Source organism: Trueperella sp. LYQ143, assembly GCF_046599595.1.
Taxonomy (GTDB): Bacteria; Actinomycetota; Actinomycetes; order Actinomycetales; family Actinomycetaceae; genus Trueperella.
Window position 1 is genome coordinate 22841 of record NZ_JBKIWR010000014.1, and the last position, 15236, is coordinate 38076.

Genomic DNA, 15236 nt, shown 5'->3' on the forward strand with positions numbered 1-15236 from the left:
GTGAGGCACGATGGCTGCTAGTGCCTGCTCAGGATGTTCGGGAAGCGAGCGGGAATGAGATGGCGGGCTGCCTCTGTGGTGGTTTTCGCGGGATAGGCCCGTGGTTGTGGCATAACAACTGAATAGGTTTGTGGGGGTGGATACAATCAATGATATCCACCCCCACAAACCTATGTACTCTTTGCGAGCCCTACCTTTATGGTTGCTCAGGATTACGGCGAGGAGGTTCCGTTGGCGGTGTGCCAGGCTGAGGAATTATCTTGTTGAGCCAGCGATATGCCCCTCAGTCAGCGATATGCCCCTCCGAGAGGCGTGCCCGCACCCGCTATGAATCCGCTATCATGCAGCGCACTGCGTCATCGTTATTCCTTAGCGTGATGGTGTTCGGCAGAGTCCACGATCTCGGTTAATGCAATCGACGTGGATGTGGAGCTTAGAAGCGTGCGAACGTCAGATAGATATGATTCCAGATTGGTGCGTTGTTCGCGCAAGGATTCTATATGTGCTTCGGCGTTGGAACGCTGTTCGTCGGCGCTATGGCGGGCTTCATCAAGAATGCGTTGAGCTTCATTGTGGGCGTCGTTGAGTAAACGTGTGGCTTCTTCGCGGGCCTGGGCCAAGATGTCTTGGGCGGATTGATGTGCGTCTTGCGTTACGGTTTGGGCATGTTCGGTGGCCTGCGCTGCTCGCAGTTCTGCCTCTTTGGCATGTTCTTCGCTCACTCGGACGAGTTCTTCGCTGCGTTCACGCAGGGCTGCTTCCCGCTCTTGGCATTCGGTGGCGGATTGGGTATGGCGCTGTGCGATCTCGCGTTCTGCTTGGGCGCGCATCTGGGTCACATCTTCTTCGGCGCTGGTACGCAATGCGGTGACTTCCTCGGTGATCTGCGCGCGCATTTGTGCCACATCGTGCTCGGTTTGTGAGCGGAGCGTGGTGGCTTCCTGTTCTGCTTGGCTGCGCACGCGCTGTGCCTCTCGCTCGGCGGAAGCCAACATTTCTTCACAGGTTCGGCGTGTGGATTCTGATAGCTCGCGGGCTTCAGATTGGGATTGAGAACGCACGTGTTCGGCCTCCGATCGGGCACTGCTCATGGTGTTGCGGGATTCCGTTTCGGCATGTTCGCGTAATTCTTCAGCGCGGGTGCGGGCTGTTGAAACAATGTGTTCCGCATCTTTGCGGGCGCGCGTCATGAGATCTAGGGCTTGTTCTTCTGTTGAACGCAGCAATCGTTCGACGCGGCTGCCAAGGCCGGAATAGGATGGGCGTTCGTTTTCTTTCAATGCATTATTGGCTTCAGCGAGTTCGCCAGATAGTTGGAGGACTTGAGCGTCCAGGCGGGCAACCTGGTCTCGCGTTTGAGCGAGATGGGATTCAAGTTGTGCGATATGTTCGTCAACTTGGGCGCGGTCGTATCCGCGCATGACAACGGGGAAACCAGAGTAGTCGCTCAACGTATCTCCTTCAGTAGGGGTGCCGAACAGCATCGGCACGGGAGGTGCTTTCTGGGCACAAACTTATCTACAAGCCTAATGAGGTTCTTCTCAGGTGAGCGGAGGATTGGATGGCGTGCCGTCTTTAGAACCGAATAGCCGACGTATTATGGGCGTATTGAGGAATTTCTGCGAGTGGTTTCTGCTCTAGAGGTATTACTAGGAGCCTCGGTAGGAAGGGGAAAGGGTAGAGTCACTCACACTATGCTATGCGAGGATTCAAAACCAGGTATTGTTACATAATTGTTACAATCCAAAGGCGAGGTTCTGCGGGGATATGCCACATCCGTCGCTCGGTGAGGGATGATTGTTAGATAATAACTAGCATTGGTAGAAACACTGAGGGCAAACAGGACCTCGTGATAGTACTCGGAATAACGAAGGGCGTATGCATGAAACGTATTGGCGGGATTGTCCTAGTCATCGTGGGCCTCATCATTGCAATAACTGGCGTGGTGCGAGCCGCGATGGATAGCGATTCAACCACGGTGAGTGTGAGCGTGCCAGCGGATAAGCACCAGTTCGTCTATACGGCGCCGGGAGTTTTATCATTGGTGGATTCCCAGGTGACGATACGGCTACAAGCTGATAGCGGGCAGATTCAATGGGGGCTTGGCTCTACGCCTAATGTGCAGGCCTTTGTTCTGGACGCCTCGGCGTATGAAGTGACGGGGCTATCGAGCTGGAGTCAAGTGCGTGGTACGCAGATTCCGGGGACGGATAGCGGGCGGGAAGCAGTCAGCGCCGCCGCAGCTAATGACACGTTTTCCTTAGCCAATTCGGATATGTGGACGAAGCATGGGACGGGCGATCGAGATGTAACCGTCACCCTTGAACCAAACCAAGGAGTTGCTCAGTCGTTTATTGCAACTACGACGGCTGGTAGTGCACCCCAGATGGAATTGACGTGGCAGCGGAAGCTGACGGAAAAGACCAGCCCATTTCCCTTTGTTATCGTCGGGGTGCTGCTCGCCTTGATTGGTGCGCTGACGGTGCTTTCTGATTGGCAACAGCGAGCGGTGCAAAAGCGTCGTGAAGAAAATGCGGCGCGCAAAGAAGCGGCTGCTGAGCGGCAATTTGAGGAGACGAGCGTCATTCCTAAAATTAATGACAGCTCCTCGGCAGGTGATACTTCGCCAACGGAGGAAACCTCGCCAACAGGTGAAGAAATACCGGCGAGTGAGGCAACGGATGAGCTTCGTGATGTGGTCAAGGAGATGACGGGTTCTGGCTATGGGGCAGTGCTTATGCCAGCTCGTATCGGGGAATATCGCGATCGTGAGTTAGCTGAAGCTGATCGCATTATTCTGCCAGTAACGCATGATGATTCTGCGCCTGAGGATCTGGAACACGACGCTTCGCTGCGTGAAGATAATGCGGATAGTGGCCATGGCAATACTGATCTGCAGGGGAGCGCAGAAGCAATGGTTCCACTGCCAGAGGAATCGCATGTGGAGCCGGAAGAATTAAGCGCAGATCGCGAAGAATCGCCAGCAGATGAGCTGCGTAATGCCAATATCGCTGACATCATCGCACATAGCGATGATGAGGTAGCGGTCACTGGCGTCGAAGGTGAGGCCCATAATGGCGAGGCGCTTGAGTCAAGCCTAGTAGGTGACGCAGATGAAGGGGGCGCTGAAGGCGTAACGCCCTTGCTGCAAAATGAATCGTCTTCGTCGGATACGCATGATGAATCCGCACACCCCTTAGCACACACTACTGACTCGGATCAAGAAGCTTACTCAGATAGCGTCGATTCAACGCCTGCTCGGGCAGATCATTCAGAGGAATCGGATAATGCAGATCAGCCAGAAGCTGGTGCGCGTTCCTGGCGGGCGCTATGGGATTTTTCTTGGGGTAATTCCCGTACAGCAGGAGAGGAGAACAAGGATGCGTAATCGCGCCATTATCGCTGCTGGATTGTGTTGCTTGCTGGCGGCGTGCTCATCTCCGCAAGCGGTGCCGGAGCCTCGCTATGGCGATCAGCCACAAGAGATCCTTACCCAGGAACAATTCGCCGCAATTGCTGAGCAAGCTGCAGCGGGGATTGCCGCGGCAACAACAAGTAATTCAGCCGATCAACTGGGTGGGCGGATTGCTGGTCCGATGCGAGACGAACGCACCGGGCAACTTCGCCTGAAAGCAATCTTGGGTGACAGCTATCAACTCGATCCGATCGTCATTTCGAAAGAATCCACTCCGGTACTATCGGGAACAGGATTTCCGAGAACTGCGATGACGGTTGAGAAACCGGCTGACGGTCAGAATCTCACGTCGTTGACGGTATGGACCCAGGATTCTCCGCGAACAAACTATGCGCTGTGGGCACAGGTGCAGCTATTCCCGGGGGTGAACGTACCAAAAATCGTTTCGCAGTTGGATAACGAAGTTGGAGATATATCCAACCCGTCGGCATATGCTGCAAACCCGAATGACGTCCTGGCTACCTATGCGTTATATAACGCCTCACGCACCCAGCAGGCGATCAAATTCCAAGACGGCGATCCACTATTTACCCAAATTGCCGCCCAGCAAGATAGCTTTGGGCAGGCATTAGGGCGTAGCGGCTCGGCAACTACTCAATTCGCTCCGGGGGATAAGGGAATTCGAGCCGTCCATACGGATGACGGTGGCCTGATCATTGTTGGTGAGTTGAACTACGTCGTGGAAATCACCAGGACGCAACGCAACGCGAAAGTGCGCATTGCCGATCAGATCGGGGCCCTGTACACCGGCAATAAAGATAACGCCGTGTTGGAGATTGCTGATAAAGCAGTGGCACATTATTCAACAACGGTTGCGTTCTATATTCCTCCGGCAGGGGCAGCCTCTGCGGTTGTGCAGGTTATCGGATCCGCTAAGCCCACCCTGGTGGCCGTGGAAAACGTCGGAGCGAATCCCGCTCACTAATCTAGCTGACGCTGCTTGTGGTTTACTCCTTAGCTGCCTGCCAGCAGCAGGTATGGTTGAGAGGGTGCTGCAGGTATGGTGGCGTGCAGATAGCTCAGGTATGACTGCAGCGTCGGCGATAGCCTGCAATACGGTGTTGCCGGTGTGAGACAAGGAGAAACAGATGGATTTAACGGGAAGCCAGTTTCGTGGGGCTGTCGATTTTTCGACGCTATCTACTCAATCTGAGACGCAACCGAACTCTGCTGGGCAGCCCGAAAACACTGTTGCTGGGCCGTATATTACGGACGTTACGGAAACCAGTTTGCAAGGCATCCTCACGATGTCTATGCAGGTTCCAGTCCTTTTGGTGTTCACCTCGGCGCATTCTGAGAACTCGCAACAGCTTCAAGGGCAGTTGGAGCTTATTGCGCAGCGATATGCGGGGCAGTTTCAACTTGGTCGCGTAAACGTCGATACCGAAACTGAGGTGGTTGGCGCCTTTGGAATCACAGCAGTTCCGGCTGTGTGCGCACTGCTGCAGGGGCAGCCTATCCCGTTGTTCCAGGGGATGCCTGATGCAGAGCAGCTTGAACAAACTGTGGAAAACGTTTTGACGGCTGCTGCCCAGTACGGGATCACTGGAGTATTAGATGGCGACGAATCGGCGCACCCCCCACAGGTCGAGGTCCCGCCTTTGCATAAAGAAGGATTAGCGGCGTTAGAGCGCGGGGATATTGACGCAGCGCATCAAGCATATTCTCAAGCTCTGCGCGAAGATCCCGCCGATCAGGAAGCACAGTCGGTCCTCTATCAGGTGGAGTTACTCCAGCGTTTGCGGGATATGAATCCGGATAATGAGCCGAATCGAATCACTGAGATTCTCGAAAGCGCCGCCAACGCGCCAATGACGGATTTGGATATTCAGTTGTGTGCGGCAGATATTGAGCTATCCCATCAACGCCCAGACGCAGCCTGCGCTCGATTGATTGACGTTGTTCGCCATACTGACGGAGAAGATCGTGATGCGGCACGGCAACGGTTAATTGCCTATTTCGATATTCTCGGTCCATGCGATCTGGTGATGGCAGCCCGTAAATCACTGGCGAATGCGCTGTTTTAATGACGGGTAAAGTAGCGTAGATAAAGCTAAAAGTGGGGCGGTCCGACAATACATTGTCGGACCGCCCCATTCTCAGCTAGAAGTAGCTGAAGAAAATCGCTCAGATTTCCGCGCTAGCTACTGAGGGTAAACCACACAGTGCAGTTACAGGGCACGGTATATGACTCGCCAGGTGCGGTAGGTTCGTCAAGAGCGCGGGACGAAATGATGATCTCTGCACCTGTCGGCAGCGGCGTCGGGGTATCGAATACCGTCAGGATATGTACGTCATCTCGCGTATCGTGCCGAGAAATATAGTGCAGCCACGGGGAATCTTCCTCAACTTCGCATAATTGCGCTTGCGCCATACGGAGTTCTGCGCGGGCTGCAAAGAGCCGGCGGAAAAGTGCCAGCGTCGAATCCGACCGCGAGAGCTGAACATCAACGGCAAGATCGCGCCATTCTTCTGGCTGCGGAAGCCAGGTTTCGCCGCTGGGAGAGAACCCGAATCCGGGCAGTTGGGAATTCCACGGCATTGGGATACGGCAGCCATCTCGACCGGCCTCAACTCCACGGGTGCGGAAATAGGCCGGATCTTGCCGAATATCGTCGCTCAATCCGGTGTGTTCTGGTAGTGCGAGTTCTTCGCCTTGATAGATATAGCATGAGCCAGGCAGTCCAGCTTGCAAAAGGTGGGCGGCTAGTCCGCGCTGCATTCCCAATTGTGCATCGGGCTGGGGGTCCGTCGGGCGAATCCCATTTGGGCCTTTGCCAGTTTCTACTAATCCCATGCGGGATACCACCCGTACTACGTCGTGGTTTGACAAAACCCATGTCGTTGGAGCGCCGACGTTATCCATCGCTCGCAAGGATTCTCGAATGGATGTGCGGTAGGCGTTGACGGTGAAAGGCGAGCACAGGAAGTCAAAATTGAAGGCCTGACTCATTTCGTCAGCGCGAACGAATTTCGCCATATCATCGAGGTTATCAACCCAGGCTTCAGCCACGAGTGCGCGATCTGGGCCGTATTCATCTAGTACGGCGCGCCATTCCCGGTAGATCTCGTGGACTTCTGGGCGATTCCATTGGGGAGGAGGTGGCACGTCGCCAGGAACCTTGGAACCGCCGGAAACCATATCCCAGTGGAACTGCCAATCGGGGAGCTCAGGATCTTTGCATAGCCCGTGGGCGACGTCAACGCGGAAGCCATCTACCCCAAGATCGAGCCAGTAGCGCAGAATATTGCAGAATTCGGCACGTACTTCTGGGCTGTCCCAGTTGAGATCGGGCTGGCTGGAATCAAAGAGGTGGAGATACCACTGGGTGTCGTTTTCCCACGGCGATCCGGGAGCGTCAGCGCGATCGCAGACGCGCGTCCAGGCGCGGGAGCCGAAGATGGACCCCCAATCGTTCGGGGGTTGATGATTATCGGGCTTTCCATCGCGGAACCAGTAGTACTGGCGTTGCGGGCTATTAGGATCTGCAAGTGCCGCTTGGAACCAGACGTGCTGATCTGAGGTGTGGTTGGGAACCATATCGACGATGATCCGCAAGCCATGTTCGTGGACGGCGTTGATGAGGGCGATCGCGTCGTCGTTGGTGCCGAACATGGGATCGACGCGGTAGTAGTCAGCGACGTCGTAGCCGGCGTCTTTTTGTGGTGATAGGTAGAACGGGGAGAGCCACACTGCATCGATTCCGAGGTCGGCAAGGTATCCGAGGTGGTCAATGATTCCAGGTAGATCTCCGATCTGCCCGTGACGTGACGCAAATGAGCGCGGATAGATCTGGTAGATGACAGCATGATTCCACCACTGTTGAGTGGGGGTTTGCTCATGCAATATGCGTGCCATACGTCCTCCAATGGCGCGATAGTTGAGGAAGGGATGGGGATAGATGAGTGAAGTTAGCTGTTATTTTCGCGGTGGCGCGGTGGATTCTCGAACGATTAGCTCGGGTTCGAAACGCATCTTGGTGATGTTGGTTGGTTGCCCGTCAATCATGGTGAGCACGGTTGATACGGCTGCTTCAGCCATTGTTTTTACTGGTTGACGCAGTGTGGTTAGTGGCGGATCAGTGAAAGAGATGACGAAGGAATCGTCGAAACCGATCACTGATATGTGCTCGGGGACGGATAATCCGGCGTTGCGGCAGTGGCGTAAGACGCCCAGTGCCATAATGTCGGAGCCGCAAATGATGGCGGTGCAGCCGGTGCGAATGAGTTGTGCAGCGGCGGATTGGCCTCCTGCGTCAGTGTAGAGCGTGTGTACAATCCGTGGTTTCTCGTGGGGCAGAAGGGTGCGCATAGCTGCGATGTATGCCTCAGTCTTATTGCGTGAGGGGAAGAACCGCACCGGCCCAGTTGCCAGCCCGATATGGCGGTGTCCTTGAGCGACGAGATGGCTGACGGCTTTGCGAACTGCCACGATGTCGTCAGTGGAAAAGTCGGGACGATCAATGCCGGGGTGGGATCCGTTGATGGTGACGAAGGGGACGTCACGGGCGATGAGCCGCTGGTAACGATCAATGCTGGCGGTGGAATCTGCGTGTAGACCAGAGACGAAGATGAAACCGGATACTTGTTGCTCAAGCATGGCATCTACATAGGAATCTTCGGTTGCTCCACCGGCCATTTGTGTGCCGAGTAGGGGAGTGTAGCCATGTAATGCCATCGCGGAGGCGATGTGCTGGGCGAATGCGGGGAAGATTGGGTTTGATAGCTCGGGGATAATCATGCCGATTAGGCCGCCGCCTCGCTCTCGGAGTTTTTCTGGGCGTTCATAGCCAAGAAGGTCCAGAGCGGCGATAACTGCTTGGCGGGTTTCGGGCGCAACGGAGTTCTTCCCGTTAAGGACTCGGGATACGGTTGCGGTGGAGACCCCGGCTTGGGTGGCGAGATCGGATAGTCGAATGCGCTTACCCATGACAGACTCCTTACAAATGTTCCATCACTTTTACATAAGCATACACCGAGCGACTGGAAATGTTGTCAAAATCGCACAAAGATTGCCGGATACTTTGAGGGAGATTGGCTAAATTTCGGGCATTACTCAAGATACGTTGGGTGAATAGTTTTCAATTTCGATGTAATACCTTGCATAAATGTTGACACGACCTATAATCGGAGATACGTGCGAGAGTGTGCAATGGGGCATAAAAGTTAACGTGCCTATGAATACGCTTCGCACCATGTTAAACGACATGAGGAGAGATTAATGCGACGGAGCATTGCACTAATTGCAGCCGCTGGTCTGTCTTTGGCATTGACGGCCTGCGGCGGATCAGAAGAAAAGAAAGGCGACGAGGGCAAGGGGTCTGGATCAGAGGCTCCTGCGGGCGGCGCAAGCCTCGTTATTTGGACTGACGCTAACCGTGAAGCGGCCTTCAAGAAAGCAGCCGATAAGTACACGGAAGCAACAGGTAATACCGTCCAGATTGTTGTTAAGGACAACGATCAGGCGCGGTCAGAGTTCACTGCGCAGGCTGCGACCGGCGAGGGCCCGGATATTCTATTCGGCGCCAATGACTGGCTGGGCGAGTTCGTTAGCAACGGTCTAGTTGCGCCAGTTGAGCTTGGCGATAAGGCCAGCGAATTCAACCCGCTAGCGGTTAGCGCATTCACCTATCAGGGTGCGACGTATGGCGTGCCGTATGCGGTGGAGAACCTGGCTATCATCCGCAATACGGATCTGGTGGATTCCACCCCGGCCACCTTCGATGAAATGATTGCCAAGGGCAAGGCTGCTGGCGTGCAGTACCCCTTCATCATGCAGCTTTCTGAAAACGGCGATCCGTACACCATGTACCCCTTCGAGGCATCCTTCACTGGCCCGATCTTCGAGCTCGATGCCAACAAGAGCTACACCAACAAGCTGAACCTCGGTGGCGATCAGGGCAAGGCATTCGCACAGTGGCTGTACAACAAGGGGCCAAAGGGCGAGAACATCCTGCAGCCCACCATCACCTACGATATTGCTGTTGATGCATTCAAGACGGGCAAGTCGCCGTACATCGTTGGCGGCCCGTGGATGTTGCCAGATTTCAAGGATATGCACATCGCGGTTGACCCAATCCCGTCGGCTGGCCCGGGTAAGTCCACGCCGCTGTTGGGTGTTCAAGGTGGATACATCTCTGCTCACTCCAAGAACGCTGTGTTGGCGACCGACTTCCTGGTCAACTACGTCGGCTCGGAAGAAATCCAGACGGCATTGTACGAAATCGGTCAGCGTCTGCCGGCTCTGAAGGCTTCCGCTGATAAGGCTGCTTCGGATCCGTTGATGGCTGGTTTCGCCAAGGCTGGTGCAGAAGCACTTCCGATGCCTTCGCTTCCTGAGATGGCTGCTGTGTGGAGCTTCTGGGGACGCACGGAAGGTCAGATCGTCGCTGGAGCAGATCCGGCCTCCACGTGGGACAAGATGATCTCCGATATTGAAACTGAGATGAAGAAGAAGTGATTCATCGATAGCTAAGTTCACCGGCCGGCCTTATGCCGGCCGGTGAACCATTAACCTGAGATTTCGTCTCCATCCCATAGGAGGGCCCCATGTCGATGACAACTCAGTCAGAGGCGAGCAAGGCCAGGGCGCGCCGCCGAGCAGAGAATCGGAAAAAAGATTCCCATGCAACCGCGTGGAAGCCTGGATTTCTTGTCAAGCTCGTCCTCATGGCCTTAGTCAATGCACTTGGCGTTTATATTGTTTTCACCGCTTTCACCAATGGCTCGACAGTGCTTGGCGTTTTGATGACGCTACTGTTGCTCGCGGTGGATTGGGTGTATTTCTCCAAGCGCACTCTTGCGCTTAAATACCTGGCCCCAGGCTTGGTTTTTTTGATCGTATTCCAAGCGTTCACCATTGTTTACACGGGGTATATTGCGTTTACCAATTACGGTCATCAACACACGCTCGATAAAGAAAAAGCCATCAGCTCAATCCTGATGCAGTCCAACTCCAAGCGAGTGGAAGGATCTCCCCAATATCCGATGGCTCTAGTCGTCAAGGGTGACGAGTTAGGTTTCGCCGTTCTGGATGACGGCGTCCTCAAGGTTGGTACTGCCGAAAAGCCACTAGAGAAAGTCAAGGGTGAGGTTGACGGCAAAAAGATTATTTCCGTAGACGGCTGGGAGAAGCTTCCCGCAGATCAGCTCGCTGCTCGCCAAAACGAAATTACTACCATGCGCGTCCCGCTATCCGACGAAGCAGAAAGTGGAACGCTCGGTACGCAAACTGGAACAGTTGCTTTCCAATTCACCGCGACGATGCATTATGACGAGGCGCAAGATGCCTTCGTCAGTACGGAGAACGGGAAAGTGTACAAGGCTGATGACAGCGCGGGATTCTTCCGAAGCGATGACGGAGAAACCCTGGGGGTTGGCTGGCGCGTCAACGTTGGATTCGCGAACTTCGTTGCTGGATTCTCTGACGGACGCTATGCCCAACCATTCCTTAAGGTCCTGATCTGGAACGTTCTCTTCGCCTTCTTCTCGGTTATGACGACGTTCCTCCTGGGCATGATCCTCGCTATTGTGATGAATGACCAGCGGATCAAGGGGCGCAAGATCTACCGCACGATCATGCTCTTGCCCTACGCCTTCCCGTCCTTCATGACGGCATTCCTCTTTGCTGGTTTGCTTAACTCTGAGTACGGTTTCTTTAACCAGCTATTAGGAACTGCGATTCCGTGGCTAACAGATCCAACAATGGCGAAAGTTTCGGTCATTTTGGTGAACCTGTGGATGGGCTTCCCCTACATGTTCTTGATCGTCACGGGTGCTCTGCAAGCGATCCCAGGAGATCTTATTGAGGCAGCGAAGATTGATGGGGCGTCAACCCTGCAGGTGTGGCGCAACGTCACGCTTCCGCAGCTTATGGTGGCGTTGACCCCGCTGTTGATCGCCTCGTTTGCCTTTAACTTCAATAACTTCAATTTGATCTACATGTTGACTCGCGGTGGTCCGTCAATGGCGGATGCCTCCGTGCCGGTAGGCCACACCGATATCTTAATTTCGATGGTTTACAAGATCGCGGGTCTAACTGGTGACGCACTGCCGAACTATGGTCTGGCTGCAGCTATGTCGCTCGTGATCTTCGTGATTGTCGGTGGCGTCTCGCTGTACTCGTTTAAGAAGTCGAACTCGATGGAAGGATTAAGCTAATGACACCCACTCATGTGGCCGAAACGCCCATCGACACGACGCCTGAGGTCGGTAAGGTCGCTCCAGTGGAGAACAAAATGCCGTTCTCACGCTGGTTTAGAGAGCTTGGATTCCGGCATGTGATCGGCGTACTGGCTGTTATATATGCGGCTTTCCCGATCGTCTACATTATTTCGGCAGCACTGAATCCGAATATTACAACGACTTTGCTCGGTGCTAATAAGCTGTTCTCCTCCGTTTCGGGAGAGAACTTCGCGGAACTGTCGGACACAATGTTCTGGATCTGGCTCAAAAATACCCTCATTGTTGGTATCGCAACGGCTGCTGGAACAGTACTGATGGGTGCTGCAGCGGCATACGCGTTCTCGCGCTACCGTTTCCAGGGGCGCAAGGTGACGCTGATGTCGCTTATGGTGATCCAGATGTTCCCGCAGTTGCTGACTTTCGTCGCGGTATTCTTGCTGCTCACCACTTTGGGCGATATTGTTCCGTCGCTGGGCATTGATTCAAAGATTGCCTTGATCTGCGTTTACTGGGGGGGCGCACTGGGCGCAAATACCTTCCTCATGTACGGTTTCTTCAACTCTATTCCAATGGAGCTGGATGAAGCGGCAAAGATTGACGGGGCAACTCATTCGCAGGTGTACTGGACGATTATTATGCCGCTGGTTCTTCCGATTCTGGCAGTGGTTGGATTGTTGTCCTTCATCTCAGCCTTCAATGATTTCGTCCTTTCCCGAACGATTCTTACCTCGCAGGAAAATTGGACTCTTGCCGTGGGTATGAATATCTGGGTGGGATCAAACGACAAGCATTGGGATTGGTTCGCTGCAGGTTCGATCATTGCGGCCTTGCCAATTCTGTTGCTGTTCTTGCTCCTGCAAAAGTACATCGTTTCTGGTTTGACCGGAGGCGCTGTCAAGGGGTGATTCTGTTGCCCTGCCAGGGTGACGAAAACGCTATTGCTATCTGTTTAGGTGTGGTTCGGCTGACCGCCAGGTCAGCCGAACCACATTGTATATAGCGGCATGAGGCAGCCAGTAACAATTCGATTATGTGCAGCAGACGCTCGCCATCGCGACCTGCCTTTTCGTGCTTGAGGTGGCTGCTGCGAGCCGATACGCGAGCATATTCCTACCTGTCAGGGGGCGTTAGGAGATCGCGTGATCTCCTAACGCCCCCTGACACATCTCATCCGAGAACCCTGGTGCGATGTAGCTGATCTACCATCGAAGAAGCCGTTAGCCGCATTAGCCGCAAGATATGAATACCGTACCGACTACAGGTCGGAGGAGTGGCTCACCGACAACGGCAAGCCAACAAACCCATTGCTACCCACAACTAACGCACTGCTACGGCAAGCTACTGACGCTCAGGGCTGAGGTACACGACTCCATAGGGAGGAAGCTGTACCAGCGCAGAATGTGAACGCCCAGCCCACTCCACCTCTTCAGCATCTACCAGGCCCAAATTACCTACGCCAGAACCGCCATATTCAACGGCATCCGTATTCAGTAACTCTTCCCAGCGCCCGCCATGTGGTAGCGCAATACGGTAATCATTGTGGGGGATACCGGAGAAGTTACAGATTGCCACCACTTGATCCGTCTCGTCAGCCGAAGTACGCACATAGGCTAAGACGTTATGGTCAGCGTCATTGACTTCGAGCCATTCGAAACCGTGATTCGTGAAATCGTCAGACCATAGCGCAGGGTGCTCACGGTAAATCTCATTGAGGCGCTTGACGCAGGACATCACGCCGTCGTGGCTCGGATTATCGGTCAACCACCAATCGAGGCTCCGACCAGAATTCCACTCATCTATCTGCGCAAATTCTTGCCCCATGAACAGCAACTGTTTGCCAGGGTGGGACCACTGATAAGCCAATAGCAAGCGAACGCCCGCTAGCTTTTGCCAATGATCGCCAGGCATTTTGGCGTACAGCGAGCCTTTGCCATGCACAACCTCGTCATGCGATAGTGGCAACAGGAACTGTTCAGAGAACGCATAGACTAACGAGAAAGTCAGCTCGCCGTGATGCCATTTACGGTTAACAGGTTTCTCGTGCATATAGTGCAAGGTGTCGTTCATCCAGCCCATATTCCACTTCAGGCCATAACCTAAACCGCCATTTTCCGTCATGCCCGTCACGCCACCCCAGGAGGTAGATTCCTCCGCGATCATCATAATTCCAGAGAAGAGCCGGTACGCGGTGGCATTGGTTTCTTGAATGAAAGATATTGCTTCGAGATTCTCCCGCCCGCCATAGATATTGGGCTGCCACTGCCCCTCATTGCGGGAATAATCCAGGTACAACATCGACGCCACTGCATCGACGCGGATACCATCAATATGGAACTCGCTCAGCCAATACAGGGCATTAGCGACGAGGAAATTGCGCACTTCGCGACGACCAAAGTTAAAGACGTAGGTTCCCCAATCGGGTTGCTCGCCGCGCAGCGGATTGGGATCTTCATATAGTGGCGTGCCATCGAATCTGGCTAGCGCCCACTCATCTTTCGGGAAATGCGCGGGAACCCAATCCATAATGACGCCAATACCGGCCTTATGCAGTTCGTTAATGAGATAACGCAGATCGTCCGGCGTGCCGTAGCGAGCCGTCGGCGAATAGTACGAGGTGATCTGATACCCCCACGATGGGCCAAAAGGATGTTCCGCCAAGGGCATGAACTCAACGTGGGTGAACCCTAAATACTTGATATGCCCGATCAGTTGCTCAGCGGCCGCTCGGTAATCCAGACCGTTACGCCATGAACCGAGATGAACTTCGTAGACGGATACCGGCCCAGAGTGAGGATCGCGAGTGCTGCGCTCTTTCATCCATTCGGCGTCATCCCACTCGAAAGTCGATTCGGTGATAATAGAGGCCGTTGACGGCGGAACTTCGGTCCGGCGCGCCATCGGATCAGCCTTCTGATGCCAGGAGCCATCTGCATACTGGATCTCAAACTTGTAGCGCTGCCCGTCTTTTGCCCCGGGAATAAACAGCTCCCAGATTCCGGAGGTGCCCATTGTGCGCATTGCTGAAGCGATACCGCTCCACGAGTTGAAATCGCCGATAACTCGAACCGCGCGCGCATTGGGCGCCCACACCGCAAAACTTGTGCCAGTTACTGTGCCAAACGGGGAATCGTAGTTGCGCACATGAGCGCCGAGCATATTCCACAGCTCTTCATGGCGGCCTTCGGAGAACAGATAGCGATCGACGTCGCCGACGGTCGGCAAGAAACGGTAGCCATCATCGGAAACAATCTCAAATTCGTTGAATACGGCACGCACTTGATAGGACGGAATATCCGCACCAGGGATGACAGCAACCCAAATACCATTCCATTCGTGGCTGGCGGGATATTCGGCATCGGGAGTCACAATCGTCACGGAGTCAGCGAGCTGACGGGAGACGCGCACGGTGACATTCGTACCGTCGCTATGTGGGCCGAGCACATCGTGGGGGGAATGATGCGCGCCGTTGGAAACGGCGTCAAGTACATCATGATTAACAGAGATCGGTACGAGTCCTGCGTTCATCTGACGAGTCCTTATCGTTGACAGCACGGATGCTTGTTAGGTTTATTCTACG

Annotated in this window: 10 protein-coding genes; 6 read left to right on the top strand and 4 right to left on the bottom strand. The window is 54.3% G+C overall.

Going from position 1 to position 15236, the window contains the following annotated elements; translation table 11 throughout:
- Window positions 1-362: 362 nt before the first annotated feature.
- The gene (locus ACLHIL_RS06330) at window positions 363-1451 is read right to left on the bottom strand and encodes a DivIVA domain-containing protein (RefSeq protein WP_411297116.1); all 1089 of its coding nucleotides are present in this window, start codon (window positions 1449-1451) and stop codon (window positions 363-365) included.
- A 431-nt stretch (window positions 1452-1882) separates the two neighbouring features.
- Between ACLHIL_RS06330 and ACLHIL_RS06335 the strand changes: the two genes are divergently transcribed.
- From ACLHIL_RS06335 to ACLHIL_RS06345, 3 genes are all read left to right on the top strand, one after another.
- The gene (locus ACLHIL_RS06335) at window positions 1883-3388 is read left to right on the top strand and encodes a hypothetical protein (protein WP_411297117.1); all 1506 of its coding nucleotides are present in this window, start codon (window positions 1883-1885) and stop codon (window positions 3386-3388) included.
- Window positions 3381-4400, top strand: coding sequence for a hypothetical protein (locus ACLHIL_RS06340; RefSeq protein WP_411297118.1), 1020 nt, complete (start codon window positions 3381-3383; stop codon window positions 4398-4400). The genes ACLHIL_RS06335 and ACLHIL_RS06340 overlap by 8 nt, the downstream gene beginning before the upstream one ends.
- A 163-nt stretch (window positions 4401-4563) precedes the next feature.
- Window positions 4564-5502 (top strand): co-chaperone YbbN, encoded by a 939-nt coding sequence (locus ACLHIL_RS06345; protein WP_411297119.1) that lies wholly within the window; start codon window positions 4564-4566, stop codon window positions 5500-5502.
- A gap of 113 nt (window positions 5503-5615) precedes the next feature.
- Here the strand turns inward: ACLHIL_RS06345 and ACLHIL_RS06350 are convergent, their stop codons facing one another.
- Together ACLHIL_RS06350 and ACLHIL_RS06355 are read right to left on the bottom strand one after the other, a co-directional pair.
- A complete protein-coding gene (locus ACLHIL_RS06350) occupies window positions 5616-7334 on the bottom strand; it encodes a glycoside hydrolase family 13 protein (protein ID WP_411297120.1) in 1719 nt (572 codons plus the stop codon).
- Window positions 7335-7394: 60 nt separating this feature from the next.
- Window positions 7395-8405, bottom strand: coding sequence for a LacI family DNA-binding transcriptional regulator (locus ACLHIL_RS06355; protein ID WP_411297121.1), 1011 nt, complete (start codon window positions 8403-8405; stop codon window positions 7395-7397).
- Window positions 8406-8696: 291 nt separating this feature from the next.
- Between ACLHIL_RS06355 and ACLHIL_RS06360 the strand changes: the two genes are divergently transcribed.
- The 3 genes from ACLHIL_RS06360 (at window position 8697) to ACLHIL_RS06370 (ending at window position 12564) form a co-directional block, all read left to right on the top strand.
- Entirely contained in the window at window positions 8697-9935 is a 1239-nt protein-coding gene (locus tag ACLHIL_RS06360; RefSeq protein WP_411297122.1) for an extracellular solute-binding protein, read from the top strand.
- Between the two features lie 89 nt (window positions 9936-10024).
- Window positions 10025-11635 (top strand): ABC transporter permease subunit, encoded by a 1611-nt coding sequence (locus ACLHIL_RS06365; RefSeq protein WP_411297123.1) that lies wholly within the window; start codon window positions 10025-10027, stop codon window positions 11633-11635.
- A 77-nt stretch (window positions 11636-11712) separates the two neighbouring features.
- Window positions 11713-12564 (top strand): sugar ABC transporter permease, encoded by an 852-nt coding sequence (locus ACLHIL_RS06370; RefSeq protein ID WP_411297165.1) that lies wholly within the window; start codon window positions 11713-11715, stop codon window positions 12562-12564.
- Window positions 12565-12997: 433 nt separating this feature from the next.
- Here ACLHIL_RS06370 and glgB read toward each other — a convergent pair whose 3' ends face one another.
- Window positions 12998-15184: a 1,4-alpha-glucan branching protein GlgB gene (glgB, locus tag ACLHIL_RS06375; RefSeq protein WP_411297124.1), complete on the bottom strand. Its 2187-nt coding sequence runs from the start codon at window positions 15182-15184 to the stop codon at window positions 12998-13000.
- Window positions 15185-15236: the final 52 nt, after the last annotated feature.

Bases quoted from the DNA above. Each gene is read 5' to 3' on its own strand.
- ACLHIL_RS06350 (WP_411297120.1), bottom strand. From the start codon at position 7,334: ATGGCACGCATATTGCATGAGCAAACCCCCACTCAACAGTGGTGGAAT.
- ACLHIL_RS06355 (WP_411297121.1), bottom strand. From the start codon at position 8,405: ATGGGTAAGCGCATTCGACTATCCGATCTCGCCACCCAAGCCGGGGTC.
- ACLHIL_RS06365 (WP_411297123.1), top strand. From the start codon at position 10,025: ATGTCGATGACAACTCAGTCAGAGGCGAGCAAGGCCAGGGCGCGCCGC.
- ACLHIL_RS06345 (WP_411297119.1), top strand. From the start codon at position 4,564: ATGGATTTAACGGGAAGCCAGTTTCGTGGGGCTGTCGATTTTTCGACG.
- ACLHIL_RS06335 (WP_411297117.1), top strand. From the start codon at position 1,883: ATGAAACGTATTGGCGGGATTGTCCTAGTCATCGTGGGCCTCATCATT.
- ACLHIL_RS06360 (WP_411297122.1), top strand. From the start codon at position 8,697: ATGCGACGGAGCATTGCACTAATTGCAGCCGCTGGTCTGTCTTTGGCA.
- ACLHIL_RS06340 (WP_411297118.1), top strand. From the start codon at position 3,381: ATGCGTAATCGCGCCATTATCGCTGCTGGATTGTGTTGCTTGCTGGCG.
- ACLHIL_RS06370 (WP_411297165.1), top strand. From the start codon at position 11,713: ATGCCGTTCTCACGCTGGTTTAGAGAGCTTGGATTCCGGCATGTGATC.
- glgB (WP_411297124.1), bottom strand. From the start codon at position 15,184: ATGAACGCAGGACTCGTACCGATCTCTGTTAATCATGATGTACTTGAC.